We start from the raw sequence: 19,391 nt of genomic DNA, 5'->3' as shown, positions 1-19,391 counted from the left end.
CTCCTCTTGATTGGTTGATCGCCTTGGCTAGCCACTAGCCGTGCCGGGCCGCGTCAGAACGGCGCGTCGCCCGGAAAGTCCGGCGCGCGGCGCTCGCGCAGCGAACGCATGCCCTCGTGCACGTCGGGTCCGGCGAAGCCCATGAATTCCAGCGCCAGCGATGTATCGAAAGTCGGCCCCGCCGTGCGCAGCCAGTTGTTCAGCGCGTACTTGGTCCAGCGGATGGCCGTCTGCGATCCCTGCGCGAGCCGGTTCGCCACTTCGATTGCCTTCGGCATGAGTTCGTTCTCTTCCACCGCGAGCGATACCAGCCCGATGCGCTCCGCTTCTTCGCCGCTCACGGGCTCGCACAGGAGCAGATAGTACTTGGCCTTCGCCATCCCGCACAGCAGCGGCCAGATGATCGCCGCGTGATCGCCCGCCGCGACGCCGAGCCGCGTATGTCCGTCGATGATGCGCGCCGACTTCGACGCAATGGAGATATCCGCGAGCAAGCCCGCGACCAGCCCCGCGCCGACCGCCGGACCGTGCATCGCGGAGACGATCGGCTTGCTGCAATTGATCACGTTGTACACGAGATCGCGCGCTTCGCGCCAGACACGCGCGCGCACGTCGAAGTCGTTCGCCATCTGCTCGACGAGCGCGAGGTCGCCGCCCGCCGAAAAGCCCTTGCCCTCGCCGCGAATCAGCGCGACGCGCGTCTCGGGATCGCGGTCGATGTCGCGCCAGATCTCCGCGAGTTCGCGGTGCATGTTGGCGTCGGCGGTGGACAGGCCGCTCTTGTTCGCGCCCGCGCCCGGCATGACGACTTCCAGCACGCCATGCGCGTGACGGCGCAAGTGCAGCGACGTGTAGCGCGAATACAAGGAGAGATCGCTCATGTCGGTTCCATGTGGTCTAGCGCGGCTGATACACCCACTTGCCGTCGCGAATCTCGACCATCACGCGGGCGCGCTGGTCGAGGCCGATATGATCGTTGGGCGTCATGTTGACGACGCCGTTGGTATCCGCGAAGTTCTTCGTGCCTTCGAGCGCATCGCGCAGCGCGCCGCGAAACGCGGGCGTGCCCGGCGCGCCGGCCTTCATCGCGATCGGAATGGCGCGTTGGAGCAGCATGCCAGCGTCCCACGCATACGAACCGAACGCCGAGACCGTGCCTACGCCCTGCTTCGCTTCATAAAGCTTGATGTAGTCGAGCGCGAGGCGCTTGGCCGGGTGATCGTCCGGCAACTGCGCCGCGACGAGCACCGGGCTCGTGGGCAGGAACGTGCCGTTGCAATCCGCGCCGCACACACGCAGGAAGTCGCGATTGCCCACGCCGTGATTGTGATACACCTTGCCCTTATAGCCGCGCTGCGCGAGCGTCTTCGGCGGCAAAGCGGCAGGCGTGCCGGCCGCGCCGACCACCACCGCGTCCGGCTTGGCCGCGAGAATCTTGAGAATCTGCCCGGTCACGCTCGGGTCCGTGCGATTGAACCGCTCGTTGGCGACCACGGTGATCTTGTGCAGTTGCGCGAACTTCGCGACTTCCGCGTAGAAGGTCTCGCCGAGCGCGTCCGCCTGGCCGATGTAGGCGAGCGTCTTCACGCCGTGATTGCTCGCGTGCTCGGCAATCGCGGAGGCCATCATCGCGTCGGTTTGCGGCGTCTTGAAAACCCAGCGGCGCTTCTCGTCGACAGGCTCGATGATCTTCGCCGATGACGCGAGCGAGATCATCGGCGTCTGGCCTTGCGCGACGACATCGATCATCGCGAGCGAATTCGGCGTGATCGACGAGCCGATGATCGCATCGACCTGATTCTCGCTGATGAGCTTCTTCGTGCTCTGCACCGCTTGCGTGGTGTCGGAGGCGTCGTCGAGCACGATGTAGTCGACGCTCGCGCCGCCCATTTCCTTCGGCAGAAGCGCGACGGTATCGCGGGCGGGAATGCCGAGCGACGCGGCCGGTCCCGTCAGCGACAGCACGAGCCCGATCTTAACGTGCGGCGTTTGCGCGAACGCCGCTGTCGTCGCGGCGAATGCGAGCACGGCTGCGGCCACCCACTTGCTTCTGCGCATGGAAGTCTCCTGTTGTTTTTTGTCGTCGCGCGGCGCGTGAGCCGCAACGCCCGGAGAGTGTACGGTGGCCGGTGCTCCCGACGCATCGGGCGAAACCCGTTGCGCCGTTTGTTTCATCGCGCGATATCAGTGTTCGAGCTGCACGACGGCCTGATCGATCGCGCCGAAGATGGACTTTCCCGCGTCGTCGAAGATCTCGATTTTCACGCTGTCGCCGAACTTCATGAACTCCGTCTGCGGCGCGCCGTGCTCGATGGTCTCCAGGCAGCGCTTCTCCGCGATACAGCAGTAGCCGCGCTTCGTGTCCTTGTTCGAGATCGTGCCCGAACCGACGATCGACCCCGCGCGCAGATTGCGCGTCTTTGCCGCGTGCGCGATCAACTGGCCGAAGTGGAACACCATGTCCACGCCGCAATCCGGCTGGCCGACCTTCTTGCCGTTCCAGTGCACCGTCATCGGGCGATGCACGCGGCCTTCGCGCCACGCCTCGCCCAGTTCGTCGGGCGTGACGGCCACGGGCGAGAACGCGGTGGCAGGCTTGCTCTGGAAGAAGCCGAAGCCCTTCGCGAGTTCGGCGGGGATGAGGTTGCGCAGCGAGACATCGTTGACCAGCATCAGCAAGCGCACGCTTTTCAATGCTTCGTCGGGCGTGGGCGCCATTTGCACGTCGGAGGTGATGACGGCGACTTCCGCCTCGAAGTCGATGCCATACGATTCCGACGCGCACACGATATCGTCCGTCGGCCCGAGAAAGTCGTCGCTGCCGCCCTGATACATGAGCGGGTCGGTCCAGAATTCGGGCGGCATTTCCGCGCCGCGCGCGCGCCGCACGAGCTCCACGTGATTCACGTAGGACGAGCCATCGGCCCATTGAAACGCACGCGGCAGCGGCGCCATGCACGACTTCGCATCGAACGAAAACGTGTGGCGGGCGCGGCCCTGATTCAACGCTTCGTAGACGTCGTAAAGCTGCGGCGCGTAGAACGTCCAGTCGTCGAGCGCGCGTTGCAGCGTGGAGACGATTCCATCGGGAATGACAGCCGTGCGCAGATCGCGCGATACGACGATGAGCTGGCCGTCGCGCGTGCCGTCCTTCAGCGTGGCAAGTTTCATAAGGCGGAGTCGGGCTGAGATGACGTTGAGGGAAATCTATTTTACGATGGTGAATCCATCGCCTTCACGCTTTCCATGCCATCCAACGCGCCCGCCACCGGCGACGAACTCGACCTCGACGCATCCGAAGAAAAGCTGCGCTCGGGCATTCAGTCGATCGAAGTCGGCTTCCGTTTGCTCGATGTACTCACTCACGAGCCGCGCGCCATGATGCTGCGCGATCTCGCGCAGCGCGCGGGCATGAGCCCGGCGAAAGCGCATCGGTATCTGGTGAGCTTCGTGCGGCTTGGGCTCGCTTCGCAAGACCCGCTCACGGGGCGCTACGAACTCGGCGGCTTTGCCTTGCAGATGGGCCTCGCCAGGCTCGCGCGCGTCGATGGCGTGAAGCTCGCGCGCATAGCGCTGGCTGAATTGCGCGACCGCATCGACCAGACCGTGGGCATCGCGGTGTGGGGCAATCAGGGACCGACCGTCGTGCACTGGATGGAGTCGAGCTATCCGGCGAAGGCATCGCTGAAGCTCGGCGACGTGATGCCGCTGCTGTCGTCGGCCACGGGATTGCTCTTTGCCGCGTATCTGCCGCGCAGCAAGACGCAGCCGATGCTCGAACGCGAACTCGCTGCGAGCAAGCAAACAATCGCTGATGTCGAGCCGCTTCTCGCCGATGTCCGCGAGCATGGCGCGGCGCGCGTCGAAGGCATGTTGCTGCCGTCGATTCACGCGTTCTGCATGCCCGTTTTCGATTCGACCGGCGAACTCGCGCTCGGGCTGATCGCGCTCGGACACGAAGGCGCGTTCGATACGCGTTGGGGCGGCGAGATCGACTCGGCGCTGCGGGAATGCGCGCGCAGCCTGTCGTATGAACTGGGGTACAAGGCGGGCGAACGGTGATCGCTCTTGCGCGCGGAACATCCCTGCGAGCGCGCGTGTCATAACCGCTTCTGTCGCCGCGCCATTCCTTCTCTTTCCGCTTCGTTCGATGCCCCTGTTCTCGTTTCATCGTCCGCCTGCTGCGCCGGGCGAGCCTTCCGCTGCCGCGTCCGCGCCGGATGCGCCTCGACGATGGGGGCGCTGGGGGCGCTGGGTTGGGGCGGCGCTGATCGTCGCCGCGCTGCATTGGAGCGCGATGCGCTGGATCGAACACGCGAAACAGCCGGCGAACCGTACGCCCGAGCAGAAGCCGCCGGTTCAGGTGGAACTGCTGACGCCGAAGCCCGTCGCGCCGCCTGCGCCTGTCAAACCGGCCGCTCCTGCGCATGTGGCGCGGCCTGCGCCGCCCAAAGCCGCGCCTGAGCCTGCGCCTACGCCTGCGCCTAAGCCCGCTGCGCCCGAGCCCGTGTTGAGCGCGGCCACGCCGCAGCCCGGTGAGCCGGCGGCGGCATCGGGCGTGGCGGCTTCGGGCGCGGGTGCCGCAAATGCTCCCGCGTCCACCTCGCCGCCAGCCCCAGCGCCGACCCCAACCGCTTCCGGCGACAAATTCAGCGTCCCGCCGACCGGCGACCTACGCTACGACACGCTCGTCAACGGCGTGATGAACCAGACCGGCACGATCCACTGGACGAACGACGGCCAGCACTACGAGATGGTCGTCTCCATTCCGCTGCCGTTCGTCGGTCCGTACGTGTATTCCAGCAAGGGCCATATCGATGCTTTCGGCATCGCGCCGGAACAGTATTCGGAGAAACGCGGCCGCCGCGCCGCCGATGTCGCCGTTTTCAATCGCGAAGCCAGGCAGATCGTCTACACGCGCACACCGAATAGCCAGCCGCTCGCGGACGGCGCGCAGGATCGCTTCAGCGTTGTCATGCAACTGACGAGCCTCGTGCGCGGCGCGCCCGACATCTATAAACCCGGCGTCACGCGGCAGTTCAGCGTCGCGGATAACGACAGCAGCGAAATCTGGCCGATGGAAACCGTCGGCGATGAAACGGTGCAGACGCGCGACGGCTTCGTCACCGCGCGGCATTTCACGCGCCTGCCGCGCCGCGAAGGCGACCGGCGCAAGCTCGACATCTGGCTGGCTCCGGCGCTCGGCTGGCTGCCCGCGCGCATCCTCCAGACCGAGCCCAATGGCATGCAGATCGAAATGCTGTGGGCCGGCAAGCTGCAAGCGGCTTCCGCTGCCGAGAACACCGCGCCGGGCACGACGGATGCGTCAGAGGAAACCGCACCCGCCGCCGACGATGCATCCGTCAGGCCGTAGCGGCGGCGCGTCCCACGGTCTCACGGGACGCACGGAATTTCAAAGCGACCTCCACGGAGCGGATATGCAGGTGAACAACAAAGGCATCGAAACCCGATACGTTCTCGACAACGAAGGCGGCGGTCCCTGGCTGACCTTCATCCATCCACTCGCCGGCGATCTGTCCGCGTGGGACCAGATGGCGGGCTACTTCCGCAACGATTTCACCGTGCTGCGTTATGACTTGCGCGGCCACGGCTACACGGCGGTGTCGCCTGAGGCGTTCAGCGTGGACGATCTCGCCGATGACCTGTCGGAGTTGCTCGACAAGCTCGGCGCGCCGAGCACGCATGTCGTCGGCTTGTCGCTGGGCGGCATGGTCGCGCAGAAGTTCGCGATCAACCATGCGGACAAAGTGGATTCGCTGACGGTCGTGGGCGCGCCTGCGTTCATCCGCGAAGAAGCGCGCTCGACGTTTTTGCAACGGGCGGCTTCCGTGCGTCAGAACGGCATTGGGAGTATGGTGGAATCGACGCTGGAACGCTGGTTCACGGAGGGTTTTCGTAAAGCGCACCCCGAAGTGATCGAGCAGGTCGGCGAAACGATTGCGCGCACGCCCGACGAAGGTTTCGCGAAGGCCGCGGAAGCGCTCAGCCGTTTCGATGCGAAGAGCCAACTTGCGTCCATCCAAAAGCGCACGCTCGTCGTGGCCGGTGAACACGACAATGGCACGCCGCATGCTGAATGCAAGGTGATCGCCGACACGGTGCCGGGCGCGCAATTCGAACTTCTGGATGCGGCACACATGTCTCCGATCGAGGCGTCGCAACGCTTTTGCGCATTGCTCGATGCGTTTCTGCGTGAGGCCGCCTGACCACGTTTCACAGAAAAAGCCTCGATAACACGGCATCACGTCGAGGCCACCCCTTGAATTCCCACCCAGTCGCTCCAACTACGATGCAGGTTGCGGGAGCAACAGGAATAAGGAGTGTCGCCATGCAAATGATCTACAACAGCCCTAACTATTGCGTCGTTGAATTTCCGCCTCAGGCCAACCATCTCGCGATGATGTCGGGCGGGTACGAAATCGTCGACAAGAACACGCAACGGGAGATCTTCATCGACGGCGAGCTTGCGGCAAAATTCCGCGAGCATGTGCAAAAGCTGATCGAAGAAGAACCATCGCTCGAGGATGTCGATGAATTCCTCGGCCAGTTCGATGTCTTGATGACCCAGCCCGTGGTGCTGCACTAACGCCACGTTTCGTGCGGGCGCTCAGAGTCTTGCGCCCGCGCCGCCATGCTCGCCGGCGGATCGGCGAATGAGGCGAGCCACGCAATACGGCAAACGAGCGACACGCCAGAGAAGACCCCGCCGAAGCCTCGGCGGGGTTCTTTTTTTCGCCCGTCCGCTTCGCCATGAAGCAAACCGCGCCGGGAGCGACCGCATCGCGCTGCGGCTACAATGACGGACTATTTCCTATCCGGTGCAGGGCCTGTCCGTCATGAACCAGAACGCCACTCCGAGTCTTCCAGTCTCCGCGCGCGATTACACGCGCGGCGCCGCGCTTCCCACGCTGTTGCAGCAGCGCATTCTGATCCTCGATGGCGCGATGGGCACCATGATTCAGCGCTACAAGCTGGACGAATCCGCTTATCGCGGCGAGCGCTTCAAAGACTATGGCCGCGATATCAAGGGCAACAACGAGTTGCTCTCCATTACGCAGCCGCAGATCATCCGCGAGATTCACGACCAATACCTCGCGGCGGGCGCGGATATCATCGAGACGAACACCTTCGGCGCCACGCGCGTCGCGCAGGCCGATTACGGCATGGAAGACCTCGCCGCCGAAATGAACTTCGCATCGGCAAAACTCGCCCGCGAAGCCTGCGATGCGTTCTCGACGCCCGACAAGCCGCGCTTCGTCGCGGGCGCGATCGGGCCGACGCCGAAGACCGCGAGCATCTCGCCCGACGTGAACGATCCCGGCGCGCGCAACGTGAGCTTCGATGAACTGCGCGACGCATACTACGAGCAAGCAAAGGCGCTGCTCGATGCGGGCTGCGATCTCTTTCTCGTCGAAACCATCTTCGACACGCTGAATGCGAAGGCTGCGCTCTTCGCGCTCGACGAGCTCTTCGAGAACACGGGCGAACGCCTGCCGATCATGATCTCCGGCACGGTCACGGACGCCTCGGGCCGCATTCTGTCGGGCCAGACCGTCGAGGCGTTCTGGAACTCGCTGCGTCACGCGAAGCCGCTGACGTTCGGGCTCAACTGCGCGCTCGGCGCGGCGCTCATGCGCCCTTATATCGCCGAGTTGGCGAAGCTGTGCGATACCTACGTGTCGTGCTATCCGAACGCTGGGCTGCCGAATCCGATGAGCGACACCGGCTTCGACGAAACGCCCGACGTGACATCGGGGCTGCTCAAGGAGTTCGCGCAAGCGGGACTCGTCAATCTCGCGGGCGGGTGCTGCGGAACGACGCCCGAGCATATCGCCGAGATCGCGAAGGCGCTCGCGCAAGTCAAGCCGCGCGCCTTCCCTTCGCAATACCGCGACGCCGCTTAAGTACTTAGTACTGCCCGAATCGACCAAGAGAAACAGAAGAGAAGCGAACGACCATGACCGATCACACGATGCGTCTTTCCGGCCTCGAGCCGTTCAACGTCACCGAAGGCTCGCTCTTCATCAACGTCGGCGAACGCACGAACGTGACGGGCTCGAAGGCGTTCGCGCGCATGATCCTGAACGGCCAGTTCGACGAGGCGCTCGCCGTCGCGCGGCAACAGGTCGAAAACGGCGCGCAGGTGATCGACGTGAACATGGACGAAGCCATGCTCGATTCGAAAGCGGCCATGGTGCGCTTCCTGAATCTGATCGCGTCGGAGCCGGACATCGCCCGCGTGCCGATCATGATCGACTCGTCCAAGTTCGAAGTGATCGAAGCCGGGCTCAAGTGCGTGCAGGGCAAGGCGATCGTCAATTCCATCTCGCTGAAGGAAGGCGAAGACGCGTTCCGTCATCACGCGAAGCTGATTCGCCGCTACGGCGCGGCGGCCGTCGTGATGGCGTTCGACGAGCAAGGTCAGGCCGATACCTTCGAACGCAAGACGCAAATCTGCAAGCGTTCCTACGACATCCTTGTGAACGAAGTGGGCTTCGCGCCGGAAGACATCGTTTTCGATCCGAACATCTTCGCTATAGCGACGGGCATCGAAGAGCACAACAACTACGCGGTCGATTTCATCAACGCGACGCGCTGGATCAAGCAAAACCTGCCGTACGCGAAGGTGAGCGGCGGCGTGTCCAACGTGTCGTTCTCGTTTCGCGGCAACGATCCGGTGCGCGAAGCCATTCACACGGTGTTCCTGTATCACGCCATTCAGGCGGGCATGGACATGGGCATCGTGAACGCGGGGCAGCTCGGCGTCTACGCCGATCTCGATCCCGAACTGCGTGAGCGCGTCGAGGATGTCGTGCTCAATCGCCGCGAAGACGCCACCGACCGCCTGCTCGAGATCGCCGACAGGTTCAAGACCGGCGCGGCGAAGAAGGAAGAGAACCTCGAATGGCGCAATCAGCCGGTCGAGGCGCGGCTTTCGCATGCGCTCGTGCACGGCATCACGACCTTCATCGTCGAAGATACGGAAGAAGTGCGCGCGAAGATCGAACAGGCGGGCGGCCGGCCGATCAACGTGATCGAAGGGCCGCTGATGGACGGCATGAACATCGTCGGCGACCTCTTCGGCGCGGGCAAGATGTTTCTGCCGCAAGTGGTGAAGTCGGCGCGCGTGATGAAGCAGGCGGTCGCGCATCTGATCCCGTTCATCGAAGAAGAGAAAAAGCGTCTCGCCGATGCCGGCGCGGACGTGCGCTCGAAGGGCAAGATCGTCATCGCGACCGTGAAGGGCGATGTGCACGACATCGGCAAGAACATCGTGTCGGTGGTGCTCCAGTGCAACAACTTCGAAGTGGTCAACATGGGCGTGATGGTGCCCTGTGCGACCATCCTGCAGAAGGCGAAGGAAGAAGGCGCGGATATCATCGGCCTGTCGGGGCTCATCACGCCGAGTCTCGAAGAAATGGCCTACGTGGCCTCCGAAATGCAGCGCGACGAATACTTCCGCGGCAAGCAGACGCCGCTTCTGATCGGCGGCGCGACGACTTCGCGCGTGCATACCGCCGTGAAGATCGCGCCGAATTACGATGGCCCGGTGGTGTACGTGGCGGACGCGTCGCGTTCGGTGTCGGTCGCATCGAGCCTCTTGTCGGACGAAGGCGCGGCGAAGTTCCTCGACCAACTGAAGACCGACTACGAACGCATTCGCACGCAGCACGCGAACAAGAAAGCGCAGCCGATGGTGACCTACGCCGAGGCGCGCGCCAACAAGACGAAGATCGACTGGAGCGCGTATCAGCCGAAGAAGCCGAGCTTCATCGGGCGGCGCGTGTTCAAGAACTACGACCTCGCGGATCTGGCGAATTACATCGACTGGGGCCCGTTCTTCCAGACGTGGGATCTCGCGGGACCGTACCCGGCCATTCTGAACGACGAGATCGTCGGCGAATCGGCGCGGCGCGTGTTCTCGGACGGCAAGTCGATGCTCTCGCGCATCATCCAGGGCCGCTGGCTCACGGCGAACGGCGTCATCACGCTCTTGCCCGCGAACACGGTGAATGACGACGACATCGAGATCTACACGGACGAGTCGCGCTCGAAAGTGGCGATGACGTGGCGCAACCTGCGTCAGCAAAGCGTGCGGCCGGTGGTCGACGGCGTCATGCGGCCGAATCGCTCGCTGGCGGACTTCATCGCGCCGAAGGACTCGGGCGTGGCCGATTACATCGGTCTCTTCGCGGTGACGGCGGGCCTCGGCGTCGACAAGAAAGAGCAGCAGTTCGCCGCCGATCACGACGACTACAGCGCGATCATGCTCAAGGCGCTCGCCGACCGTTTCGCGGAAGCCTTCGCCGAGGCGCTGCATGCGCGCGTGCGCCGCGAATTGTGGGGCTACGCCGCCAACGAAACGCTCGACAATGAAGCCCTCATCGCGGAGAAGTACAGCGGCATCCGTCCCGCGCCCGGCTATCCGGCCTGCCCCGATCATCTCGTGAAGCGCGATATGTTCGAAGTGCTTCAGGCGGAGGAAATCGGCATGAGCCTGACGGAATCACTTGCCATGACGCCGGCCGCGAGCGTCTCGGGTTTCTATCTCGCGCATCCGGAAAGCAAGTACTTCTCGGTCGGCAAGATCGGCGACGATCAGGTGCAGAGTTTCGCGCAACGCATGGCGATCTCATCGGCGGATGCGGAACGCGCGCTCGCGCCGCTGCGCTGATCGCGTTCGGCAAGCATGGCGAACGTTGCGCAAAGACATATGCCGCCCGTGATACGCAAGAAAAGCGCCGCGTGATGGGCGGGAACTTTTTTTATTCCGTAGACTTGTCGCTGCGATGAACCGCCACGACGGCGGCCACGCACTCTTTAGCCACGGAGAAAGTCGCATGAAGAAGATGACGTCCGCCGTAAGCATCGCGATCGCCGCGGCAGTGCTCGCAGCGTCGAGTTCGGCTGCGTTCGCGCAGGCCAGCACCACGCAGGCATCGTCGTACTCGCCGCCGCAGGCCGAACACAAGAAGAAGCCGAAGACGCCCAAAAAGCCGAAGACTCCGGGCAACGGTCAGTCGCAGTAAGCGGCGCCGCCCGAGTAAGCCAGCAGGAAGACAACCCCGCATCGTCGCCGATGCGGGGTTTTTCATTTGAGCCGCGCGGTGCTCATGCGCCCGCTCACGCGCCCGCTCAGACGCCCCAGAGAATGTCCTTGTTCTCTTTCTGCGCGAGACGCAGCATGTCCAGGAACGGATACGCCCGTTGCGCGAGCCCGATGGGAATCTCGTGCGGATCGTGGCCTTGTTCGCCTTCGTGGAAATGGCCGTCGTGCTCGGCGCGCTCTTTCTTGTCGCTGACGATCGCCGCTTCGAGTTTCTGAATGGCGGCAGGCAGTTCGTCATGCGTGATGACGCCGCGCTCGGTCAGCTGCTTGCCGATGATCTCGAGCAGATACTCGGCGAGGTTGTCGAGCATCATGACATCCGGTGCAGCCATGGTTTTAAATGTGATCAGCATGGGACAGTCCTTTTCCTTTTGTTGGATGACAGCCGGGGCGAATGCGAGCCGCGCCGGCAAGCCGATCTTTGCAGAACAACCACCCTGAATAGACAGTTTAGCACCTGCTAAAATCCCGGTTTCAGCTGTGGCCCGCCTTGAAGGCAGGCCGTGGCGAACGGCTCATCAGCCGCGTCAATCGGCGCTTCGCGTCGCCCGCACCTGTCGCGTGCCACTGCGCATTCGCTTCACTGGATCACATTCAGCATGCTGCCCGCACACAAAGAAACCCTGGAAACGCTCCTCTCCGACGCGGTCAAAGAGGTCGCGCAAGCCACGCAAGGCGCAACGGAACCCGCTTTCGTCGCGCCCGCGATCGTGCTCGAACGGCCGAAGGTCGCAGCGCATGGCGACGTGGCATCGAACGTCGCGATGCAGCTCGCCAAGCCGCTGCGCGCGAACCCGCGTCAGCTCGCGCAGCAGATCGTCGATGCGGTGCTGGGCCATCCGGCCGCGAAGGGGCTTGTGGAGAGCGCCGAAGTCGCCGGTCCCGGCTTTATCAACTTGCGTCTCGCGGCGAAGGCAAAGCAAGACGTGATCCCGGCGGTGCTCGGCGAAGGCGCGGCGTACGGCCGTTCGTCGCGCGATGCGGGCAAGCGCGTGCTCGTCGAATTCGTGTCGGCGAATCCCACCGGTCCGCTGCACGTCGGCCACGGCCGTCAGGCTGCGCTCGGCGACGCGCTCTCGAACCTGCTCGCGACGCAAGGCTACGCGGTGCATCGCGAGTTCTACTACAACGACGCAGGCGTGCAGATCGGCAATCTCGCCATCTCGACGCAAGCGCGCGCCCGCGGCTTCAAGCCGGGCGACGCCGAGTGGCCGGAAGCCGCATACAACGGCGAGTACATCGCCGACATCGCGCGTGACTACATGGCAGGCGCAACGGTGGCGGCCAAAGACGGCGAGCCGGTCAAAGGTAAGGGCGACGTGGACGACCTCGAAGCCATCCGTCACTTCGCGGTCGCGTATCTGCGCCACGAACAGGACATGGACCTGACCGCGTTCGGCGTGAAGTTCGACCAGTTCTATCTGGAGTCGTCGCTATACAAGGAAGGGCGCGTCGAAGAGACGGTGAAGGCGCTGATCGACGCCGGCAAGACCTACGAGCAGGACGGCGCGCTGTGGCTGCGCACCACCGACGACGGCGACGACAAAGACCGCGTGATGAAGAAGTCCGACGGCACGTACACCTACTTCGTGCCGGATGTGGCGTATCACGTCACCAAGTGGCAGCGCGGATACACCAAGGTCATCAACGTGCAGGGCTCGGACCATCACGGCACCATCGCGCGCGTGCGGGCCGGGCTGCAAGGGCTCGGCATCGGCATTCCGAAGGGCTATCCCGACTACGTGCTGCACAAGATGGTCACGGTCATGCGCGACGGCCAGGAAGTGAAAATTTCGAAGCGCGCCGGCAGCTACGTGACGGTGCGCGATCTGATCGAATGGTCGGGCGGCATGACGCCGGGCAGCGAAGCCGCGCCCGATCAGCTCGACGAAGCGATGATTCGCCGCGGCCGCGACGCCGTGCGCTTCTTCCTGATCTCGCGCAAGGCCGACACGGAATTCGTGTTCGACATCGACCTCGCGCTCAAGCAGAACGACGAGAACCCGGTCTACTACGTGCAGTACGCGCACGCGCGCATCTGCACCATTCTCAGCGACTGGAAGGAACGCTACGGCGGCGACCTCGCGCAAGCGGCGAAGGCGGATCTCGAACCGCTGTCGAGCCCGCGCGCGATGGCGTTGCTCAACAAGCTCGCCGAGTTCCCGGACATGCTCGCGCACGCCGCCGACGAACTCGCGCCGCACGCGGTCGCGTTCTATCTGCGCGACCTCGCTGGCGAATTTCACTCGTTCTACAATGCGGAGCGCGTGCTCGTGGACGACGAGAAAGAGCGTACGGCGCGCATCGCGCTCTTGGCGGCCACGCGTCAGGTGCTCGAAAACGGTCTCGCGACCATCGGCGTGTCGGCTCCGCAGAAGATGTGATCGGCGGCGCAGCGTCGTGAGCTCTTCGTCGCGCGCGCCTGTAGCTTTGTGAATCTTTCGGCGTGCGCGGACGGCAGCCTGGCGCGGGCGCGCGTTACGCGGCGGCTATAATCGTCGGCCAACTCGAAGACTTTTTGCAGGTGATTCATACGATGGCAAAACCAAGCCGCACGTCGAAGCAATCGCAGTCGAAGCAAACGGGGGGAACCTTTCTCGGCATCGTGCTCGGTCTGATCGTCGGACTCGCGATCGCCGTGATCGTCGCGCTGTACATCACGCGTGCGCCCACGCCATTCGTCGCGAAGGTCGCGCCGCCAGCGGAGTCGTCTTCCGCGCCCGCCGCGCAGCCGTACGACCCGAATCGCCCGCTGCAAGGCAAGTCGCCGGGACAAGCGGTGCCGCAAGCCGCGCAGCCCACGCCGCCGAACACGGCGCCCGGCCAGAGCACGAATCAGACGCAGTCGTCGGGCGTGCTGGACGAGCCGCAGATCGTCGAAGTCCCGCCGAGCGGCGGCACGGCGTCCGCGCCGCGCACCGCGAGCCCGACTATCGCGAAGAAGCCTGAAGCCGCGCCGGGATCGACCGGTTCGACCAGTTCGACCACCGCCGCGACGCCGCCGAAGAACGGTTCCGCGCCGCCCGCCACGGCCAAGACCACGCCGCCCGCGCCCGGCGACGTGAACACCGGCTATTTCCTGCAAGTCGGCGCGTACAAGACGCAGGCCGATGCCGAGCAGCAGCGCGCGCGTCTGGGCTTTCAGGGCTTCGAATCGAAGGTCACGCAGCGCGATGCAGGCGGTGTGACGTACTATCGCGTGCGTATCGGTCCGTTCGCCAAGTTCGAGGACATGAACACGGCGCGTCAGCGTCTGTCCGACGCAGGCGTCGATACGGCGGTCATTCGTTTCTCGAAGCAATAACGCCGTGCAGGACGGCGCCCGCGTGCTCGACCGGTTATGAGCGCGGCGCGCCTTAAGTCAGGCTTAAGCGTCGTATGTCCCACTTGAGAACCGCGACGCATCCGCCATGTCAGCCTTCACGTCGCACCTTTGCACTTTCTTCGACCATGAAAAAACTCTTTAGCGCCTTCGCCCTTTCCCTCGGCATTGCCGCCGCCTCGTTCAGCGTCGCGGGCACGGCATCGGCCGCTCCTGCTGCTGGCAAGGATTACACGGTGATGCAGGCGCCGCAGCCCATCGGCGCGCCGGCGGGCAAGGTCGAGGTCATCGAGTTCTTCTGGTACGGCTGCCCGCACTGCAACGAATTCGAGCCGTACATCGAGGCGTGGGAGAAGAAGCAAGGCCCGGACGTCGTGTTCAAGCGCGTGCCGGTGGCGTTCCGCGACGACTTCATCCCGCATTCGAAGATGTATCACGCGCTGGTCGCGCTCGGCGTCGCGGAAAAGCTCACGCCCGTGGTGTTCAACGAAATCCACGTGAAGAAGAACTATCTGCTGACGCCGCAGGCGCAGGCCGACTTCCTCGCCACGCAAGGCATCGACAAGAAGAAGTACATGGACGCGTACAACTCGTTCTCGACGCAGAGCGACGTCCAGCGCGACGCCAAGCTGCTTCAGGACTACAAGATCGACGGCGTGCCGACGGTCGTGGTGCAGGGCAAGTACGTGACCGGCCCGGCGCAGACGAACAGTCTGCCCGGCACGACGCAGGTGATGGACTTCCTCGTCCAGCAAGTGCGCGACAAAAAGATGTAATCGCCTGACGCCGGTATGAACGCAGTTCCGTTGAAGGTCTTCATCACCGGCGCGTCGAGTGGCATTGGCCAGGCACTGGCCGAAGAATACGTGAAGCGCGGGGCCGTGCTCGGCCTCGTCGCCCGACGCGCCGAGTCTCTTGCGGCATTCGCCGCGCGCCATCCCAAGGCGTCCATTTCCATTTATCCCGCCGATGTCCGCAATCCCGACGCGCTCGCCGATGCCGCGCGCCGGTTCATCGCGGAGCACGGCGCGGCCGATATCGTGATCGCCAACGCGGGCATCAGTCAGGGCGCGCTCACGGGCCACGGCGAACTCGACACGTTCCGCGCCGTGATGGACGTGAATTACTTCGGCATGGTCGCGACGTTCGAGCCGTTCATCGCGTCGATGACGGCCGCGCGGCGCGGCACGCTGGTCGGCATTGCGAGCGTCGCGGGCGTGCGCGGGCTGCCGGGCTCAGGCGCGTACAGCGCGTCGAAATCGGCGGCGGCGAAGTATCTGGAAGCGCTGCGCGTGGAGATGCGGCCGCAGGGCGTCTCGGTCGTGACCATCGCGCCCGGCTACGTGCGCTCGGAGATGACCGCGCACAATCCGTATCGCATGCCGTTTCTGATGGATGCCGACCGCTTCGCCGCGAAAACCGCCGATGCCATCGCGCGCAAAGTGCGCTACGCGACGTTTCCGTGGCAGATGCGCGTCGTCGGCATGCTGCTGCATGCGATGCCGCGCTGGCTCTACGATCCGCTCTTCGAGCGCGCGCCGCGCAAGCCTCGCCCCGCGCCCTCCGAGCGATAGGCGAAAAAAATCCGGCCGCGCGGGCCGGATTTTTTTTGCCATGCGTCGTGCGTCAGAAGGCCACGAACGGCGCGCTGCCGTAGCCGACGTACACGTGGCGCCCGTAGAAGAACGGCACGCCGAAGTCGAACAGGCCGCTCATACCCAGCTGGCCACCCAGGCTGTTGAACGCGAACTTTCCGGTGCCCGATGTCAGCGTGCGCGCGCTCACGAGGCTGAACGGCACCGTCGCCGTATTGCCGTCGGTGCCGGAGACGGTCGCGGTGAGCGACTGCTGCGACGTCGGGCAATAGAACACGCTCGTGCTCGAACACAGCGGGAAGTTGTCCTGGAAGAAGTTGCCGTTCGATCCCGTGTCGAAGAACGTCTGGTAACTCGTGCCCTTGTACGTGCCGCTGAGATCGCCGTACGCGTCGGTGCCGAGATGCGTGACGCCCGTGAGCGTGTTGTTGCTCTGCGTGCCGATGCCGAATATCAGCGTGCCGCTCGCGCTCGCCGCGCCCGTGACGGGAACCGGCGGCAACTGAACGATCACGCCGTTGTTGTCCACCGGGAACCGCTGCACGGGATTCGCCACTTGCTGCGCGACCGGAACTGCCGTGCCCGTGCAGTTCGTGCCGTTGGTGCACGAGAAGTACATGCCGTTCAGCGGGGTCGTCGCGCAATTGCTGCCGCAATCCTGCGCCAGCGTGCCGATGCCGAGAATGCCGTTCGCGCCGATCTCGCCGGCGGTGTTCTCGTCGTTGCCCGACGGGCATCCGTTCATGCCGGTGGGCGCCGCCGACGGGTCCAGGTCGCCGATGATCTGCACCGGCAGTGCGCTCGCCACTTCCGAGCCGATGCGCACGTCCGCCTGCCGCACGGTGCCCCACGTATAGCCGTCCGCGAAACCGGCGCACTCGGCGAGTTGTCCGCCGTTGAGCGCCTTCGCGCCCGGCAGCGCGCCGATGACCGACTGAGCCGCCGAACTCAGAATGCGCAGGCCGAAGGAAGCCGTGTCGATCTGAATGTTGTCGATGGTCTGGCAGGTGTTCGTGCCGGGCGCGCAGACCGTCACCGAGACATTCGGAATGTTGACGAAGTTCGCGACGCCGCCGTTCACCGTGATGGGCACCGCGTTCGTGCCGTTCGGGGTGATAGGCTGGGCGTTGGCCGTGCTTGACGACCCGCCGCCTGAACTGCCGCCGCCGGACGAGCCGCCGCCGGAGCCGGAATTGTTGTCGCTGCCGCCGCCGCATGCGGCGAGCGTGAGCGCGAGAAACAGCGCGCCGAGCCAGCGCGCCGCGTTGCCGGCGCGCCGGGAAGATGCCGCGCCGAGGCCGGGTGTCGTTGTGAACATTATCGGATTCTCCCGTCGCTTACTGGATGTCGCTGGCGGAAACGCCGGCGGGCAAAGACTGCGGCAGGTACGCGCTGCCCGAGAAAGCGCCCATGTGACCGCCCGAATGCACGACGAGACCCGAATCCTGCACGCTCACCTGACCGCGTCCGCCGCGCGCGGCGCGCTGCGCGAGCATGGCTTGCTGGTACTGCGGGAAATAGCTGCCGAGCAAGGTCGCGAGGTCCGGCACGCGCGGCCCGCGCCACGCGACGCCGAACACGGTGCCGTCGGACGACACGTATTCGTTGATGACGGTGCCGCTCGCGAGCGTCGTCGAGCGGACGGTGTAGTTCGATGCCGCCGATGCGCCGGACGCGCCCGATGCCGCCGTCGCGGCATGCACGACCGCGTTGCCGGCGGTGGCGCCTTGCGGCGCGTTCAACGGCGCGCCGCCGAGCGCCGCGTGCGCCGGTGCGGCCGCGCAGACGCTCAACGCGCCTGCAAGAAAGGCCAACGATAGCCTGAGATGCCCATGACGGGGTTGCTTCGGTACCTTCACTGGGCCTCCTGTCGATTCCTGTGGATGGTTGCCTGGCGGGCCCGCGCGCCGTTTTACGGAGCCGCGAACCCCTGCGGATTCAAGCATCGTACGGATGCTATAGCCATCAGTATGCCAAATCCCGAAAAACGGCCGCGTCACGCGCATGCGACGCGCCGTTGGGGACGGATGAATCGAACAGTAAGTCGGGCAGAAGTTCCCGGTCGATAGATGCTTTGCTAAAAGCAGGCATCGAGGCTGAAATCCGGCGCAAAGGCAAACGCAAACGCAAAGGCAAACGCGGAACGCATCCGAGGAGGCGTTCCGCGTTTTTTGCGCTTGGCGTCAGGAAGCTGGAAGGCTTAGAAGCCGAGGCTCGCGAGCAGATCGTCCACTTGCGACTGATCCTGCACGACGTCGCTGCGCCCTTCCGGGTTGATCTGCGGTCCGTTGAGAAGATTTTCCGGACTGCCCGTCGATGACGACATCAACGCCGCCGCCGACGCCGCGAACTGCTCGCGCCGCTCGGGCGCGATGTTCTCGAGCAACACGCCCAGCAATTGCTGCTCGATCAGATACACGACGTCCGTGATCTTCTTGATCACCTGGCCGGTCAGATCCTGGAAATCCTGCGCGAGCATGATTTCCAGCAGTTGCGCGTTGGTCGCCTGCGTCTTCTCGGGCACGCTTTGCAGGAAGCTGCGCGTCTGCGCGAGCAACTCGCCGGCTTCGCCCTGCGCGAGCGGCGCGCCGTACCATTGCGCCCAACGCTCGTCAAGCGCCTGCGCTTCGCGCTGCATCGCTTCCTGCATCGGCTTGGCGAGCTCGATCGCGTTGAGCGCGCGGTCGGCCGCCTGCTCGGTCATCGTCGCGACGTACTTCAGGCGGTCGCGCGCGTCGGGCACGGCTTGCGCCGCGGCTTCGACCTGCTTGTCGAGACCTAGTTCGCGCATGGAGTCGCGCAGCGTGCGCGTCAATTGGCCGATGCGCGCGAGAATGCGGTCGCTCGAAAAATCGTTATCGGCCTCCGCTGCCACGGCGGCGAGTTCAGTGGTCAGATCGTTCACGATCAGCTCCCGGCTTTAGCCATCTTCTCGAGAATCTTGGTGAGCTTCTCGTCGAGCGTGGCGGCCGTGAAAGGCTTCACCACGTAACCATTCGCGCCCGCTTGCGCCGCCGCGATAATGTTCTCTTTCTTCGATTCCGCCGTCACCATCAGCACCGGCAGATGCGACAGCGTCGCGTCGGCGCGGATCTGCTGCAGCATCGACAGGCCGTCGAGGTTCGGCATGTTCCAGTCGGAAATCACGAAGTCGAAGCCGCCGCCGCGCAGACGCGCGAGGCCCGCCGCGCCGTCTTCTGCTTCGTCGACGTTCGAATAGCCGAGCTCCTTCAGCAGATTGCGCACGATACGGCGCATCGTCGGAAAATCGTCGACGACGAGGATCTTCATGTTCTTGTCCATCATTGCTCCCGTGTGTTCTCAGTGCGGCGTGACACCGCGT

At 64.5% G+C, this 19,391-nt stretch carries 18 protein-coding genes and 1 pseudogene; 11 read left to right on the top strand and 8 right to left on the bottom strand.

Translation table 11 applies throughout. The features are described 5' to 3' along the window. Window positions 1–53: 53 nt before the first annotated feature. The 3 genes from NCR34_RS01610 to NCR34_RS01600 form a co-directional block, all read right to left on the bottom strand. Window positions 54–881: an enoyl-CoA hydratase/isomerase family protein gene (locus NCR34_RS01610; RefSeq protein WP_250498915.1), complete on the bottom strand. Its 828-nt coding sequence runs from the start codon at window positions 879–881 to the stop codon at window positions 54–56. Between the two features lie 16 nt (window positions 882–897). Further along, complete coding sequence (locus tag NCR34_RS01605) at window positions 898–2,058, bottom strand: ABC transporter substrate-binding protein (protein ID WP_250498914.1); 1,161 nt, start codon at window positions 2,056–2,058, stop codon at window positions 898–900. 126 nt (window positions 2,059–2,184) lie between these two features. Next, a complete protein-coding gene (locus NCR34_RS01600) occupies window positions 2,185–3,171 on the bottom strand; it encodes a fumarylacetoacetate hydrolase family protein (protein WP_250498913.1) in 987 nt (328 codons plus the stop codon). 75 nt (window positions 3,172–3,246) lie between these two features. On the opposite strand from NCR34_RS01600, the gene NCR34_RS01595 reads away from it, so the two are divergent. The 7 genes and pseudogenes from NCR34_RS01595 to NCR34_RS01565 all read left to right on the top strand — a co-directional run bounded on the left by NCR34_RS01595 (window position 3,247) and on the right by NCR34_RS01565 (window position 11,051). Then, window positions 3,247–4,062, top strand: coding sequence for an IclR family transcriptional regulator (locus NCR34_RS01595; RefSeq protein ID WP_248320960.1), 816 nt, complete (start codon window positions 3,247–3,249; stop codon window positions 4,060–4,062). A gap of 88 nt (window positions 4,063–4,150) precedes the next feature. After that, window positions 4,151–5,374: a DUF3108 domain-containing protein gene (locus tag NCR34_RS01590; protein WP_250498912.1), complete on the top strand. Its 1,224-nt coding sequence runs from the start codon at window positions 4,151–4,153 to the stop codon at window positions 5,372–5,374. Between the two features lie 64 nt (window positions 5,375–5,438). Next, a complete protein-coding gene (locus tag NCR34_RS01585; RefSeq protein ID WP_250498911.1) occupies window positions 5,439–6,227 on the top strand; it encodes an alpha/beta fold hydrolase in 789 nt (262 codons plus the stop codon). A gap of 122 nt (window positions 6,228–6,349) precedes the next feature. Further along, window positions 6,350–6,607 carry a BTH_I0359 family protein gene (locus NCR34_RS01580; RefSeq protein WP_175939078.1) on the top strand — a complete coding sequence of 86 codons (258 nt, stop codon included), beginning with the start codon at window positions 6,350–6,352 and terminating at the stop codon, window positions 6,605–6,607. A gap of 250 nt (window positions 6,608–6,857) precedes the next feature. Continuing rightward, window positions 6,858–7,925 carry a homocysteine S-methyltransferase family protein gene (locus tag NCR34_RS01575; protein ID WP_250498910.1) on the top strand — a complete coding sequence of 356 codons (1,068 nt, stop codon included), beginning with the start codon at window positions 6,858–6,860 and terminating at the stop codon, window positions 7,923–7,925. 41 nt (window positions 7,926–7,966) lie between these two features. Next, a pseudogene (gene metH, locus NCR34_RS01570) lies at window positions 7,967–10,696 on the top strand (methionine synthase); the annotation flags it as partial. 166 nt (window positions 10,697–10,862) lie between these two features. Beyond that, window positions 10,863–11,051, top strand: coding sequence for a hypothetical protein (locus tag NCR34_RS01565; RefSeq protein WP_175939072.1), 189 nt, complete (start codon window positions 10,863–10,865; stop codon window positions 11,049–11,051). A 106-nt stretch (window positions 11,052–11,157) separates the two neighbouring features. On the opposite strand, the gene NCR34_RS01560 is transcribed toward NCR34_RS01565, so the two are convergent. Next, the gene (locus NCR34_RS01560; protein ID WP_250471076.1) at window positions 11,158–11,484 is read right to left on the bottom strand and encodes a DUF1840 domain-containing protein; all 327 of its coding nucleotides are present in this window, start codon (window positions 11,482–11,484) and stop codon (window positions 11,158–11,160) included. Window positions 11,485–11,730: 246 nt separating this feature from the next. Here NCR34_RS01560 and argS point away from each other — a divergent pair, with 246 nt between their 5' ends. The 4 genes from argS (at window position 11,731) to NCR34_RS01540 (ending at window position 16,027) form a co-directional block, all read left to right on the top strand. Further along, window positions 11,731–13,515 (top strand): arginine--tRNA ligase, encoded by a 1,785-nt coding sequence (gene argS / locus NCR34_RS01555; protein WP_250498908.1) that lies wholly within the window; start codon window positions 11,731–11,733, stop codon window positions 13,513–13,515. A gap of 152 nt (window positions 13,516–13,667) precedes the next feature. Beyond that, a complete protein-coding gene (locus NCR34_RS01550) occupies window positions 13,668–14,435 on the top strand; it encodes an SPOR domain-containing protein (RefSeq protein WP_250498907.1) in 768 nt (255 codons plus the stop codon). A gap of 146 nt (window positions 14,436–14,581) precedes the next feature. Beyond that, complete coding sequence (locus tag NCR34_RS01545; protein WP_248320952.1) at window positions 14,582–15,229, top strand: thiol:disulfide interchange protein DsbA/DsbL; 648 nt, start codon at window positions 14,582–14,584, stop codon at window positions 15,227–15,229. A 15-nt stretch (window positions 15,230–15,244) separates the two neighbouring features. Continuing rightward, entirely contained in the window at window positions 15,245–16,027 is a 783-nt protein-coding gene (locus NCR34_RS01540; protein ID WP_248320951.1) for an SDR family oxidoreductase, read from the top strand. Window positions 16,028–16,079: 52 nt separating this feature from the next. Here NCR34_RS01540 and NCR34_RS01535 read toward each other — a convergent pair whose 3' ends face one another. From NCR34_RS01535 to cheY, 4 genes are all read right to left on the bottom strand, one after another. Further along, complete coding sequence (locus tag NCR34_RS01535; RefSeq protein WP_248320949.1) at window positions 16,080–17,366, bottom strand: DUF3443 domain-containing protein; 1,287 nt, start codon at window positions 17,364–17,366, stop codon at window positions 16,080–16,082. A 19-nt stretch (window positions 17,367–17,385) separates the two neighbouring features. Continuing rightward, window positions 17,386–17,907: a DUF2844 domain-containing protein gene (locus NCR34_RS01530; protein ID WP_248320947.1), complete on the bottom strand. Its 522-nt coding sequence runs from the start codon at window positions 17,905–17,907 to the stop codon at window positions 17,386–17,388. A gap of 341 nt (window positions 17,908–18,248) precedes the next feature. Beyond that, window positions 18,249–18,953, bottom strand: a complete 705-nt coding sequence (cheZ, locus tag NCR34_RS01525) for a protein phosphatase CheZ (RefSeq protein WP_175939057.1) — start codon at window positions 18,951–18,953, stop codon at window positions 18,249–18,251. A 2-nt stretch (window positions 18,954–18,955) separates the two neighbouring features. Continuing rightward, a complete protein-coding gene (gene cheY / locus NCR34_RS01520; protein WP_159837744.1) occupies window positions 18,956–19,351 on the bottom strand; it encodes a chemotaxis response regulator CheY in 396 nt (131 codons plus the stop codon). Between the last annotated feature and the right edge of the window lie 40 nt (window positions 19,352–19,391).

Source organism: Caballeronia sp. GAWG1-5s-s (genome assembly GCF_023631445.1).
Classification (GTDB): domain Bacteria; phylum Pseudomonadota; class Gammaproteobacteria; order Burkholderiales; family Burkholderiaceae; genus Caballeronia.
The sequence above is the reverse complement of the archived record's forward strand: the minus strand, read 5'-3'. Positions and strand labels throughout refer to the sequence as shown.

What these genes read in the sequence shown, in the direction of transcription:
- NCR34_RS01610 (WP_250498915.1), bottom strand. Translation starts at nt 881, where the DNA reads ATGAGCGATCTCTCCTTGTATTCGCGCTACACGTCGCTGCACTTGCGC.
- NCR34_RS01605 (WP_250498914.1), bottom strand. Translation starts at nt 2,058, where the DNA reads ATGCGCAGAAGCAAGTGGGTGGCCGCAGCCGTGCTCGCATTCGCCGCG.
- NCR34_RS01600 (WP_250498913.1), bottom strand. Translation starts at nt 3,171, where the DNA reads ATGAAACTTGCCACGCTGAAGGACGGCACGCGCGACGGCCAGCTCATC.
- NCR34_RS01595 (WP_248320960.1), top strand. Translation starts at nt 3,247, where the DNA reads ATGCCATCCAACGCGCCCGCCACCGGCGACGAACTCGACCTCGACGCA.
- NCR34_RS01590 (WP_250498912.1), top strand. Translation starts at nt 4,151, where the DNA reads ATGCCCCTGTTCTCGTTTCATCGTCCGCCTGCTGCGCCGGGCGAGCCT.
- NCR34_RS01585 (WP_250498911.1), top strand. Translation starts at nt 5,439, where the DNA reads ATGCAGGTGAACAACAAAGGCATCGAAACCCGATACGTTCTCGACAAC.
- NCR34_RS01580 (WP_175939078.1), top strand. Translation starts at nt 6,350, where the DNA reads ATGCAAATGATCTACAACAGCCCTAACTATTGCGTCGTTGAATTTCCG.
- NCR34_RS01575 (WP_250498910.1), top strand. Translation starts at nt 6,858, where the DNA reads ATGAACCAGAACGCCACTCCGAGTCTTCCAGTCTCCGCGCGCGATTAC.
- NCR34_RS01565 (WP_175939072.1), top strand. Translation starts at nt 10,863, where the DNA reads ATGAAGAAGATGACGTCCGCCGTAAGCATCGCGATCGCCGCGGCAGTG.
- NCR34_RS01560 (WP_250471076.1), bottom strand. Translation starts at nt 11,484, where the DNA reads ATGCTGATCACATTTAAAACCATGGCTGCACCGGATGTCATGATGCTC.
- argS (WP_250498908.1), top strand. Translation starts at nt 11,731, where the DNA reads ATGCTGCCCGCACACAAAGAAACCCTGGAAACGCTCCTCTCCGACGCG.
- NCR34_RS01550 (WP_250498907.1), top strand. Translation starts at nt 13,668, where the DNA reads ATGGCAAAACCAAGCCGCACGTCGAAGCAATCGCAGTCGAAGCAAACG.
- NCR34_RS01545 (WP_248320952.1), top strand. Translation starts at nt 14,582, where the DNA reads ATGAAAAAACTCTTTAGCGCCTTCGCCCTTTCCCTCGGCATTGCCGCC.
- NCR34_RS01540 (WP_248320951.1), top strand. Translation starts at nt 15,245, where the DNA reads ATGAACGCAGTTCCGTTGAAGGTCTTCATCACCGGCGCGTCGAGTGGC.
- NCR34_RS01535 (WP_248320949.1), bottom strand. Translation starts at nt 17,366, where the DNA reads ATGTTCACAACGACACCCGGCCTCGGCGCGGCATCTTCCCGGCGCGCC.
- cheY (WP_159837744.1), bottom strand. Translation starts at nt 19,351, where the DNA reads ATGGACAAGAACATGAAGATCCTCGTCGTCGACGATTTTCCGACGATG.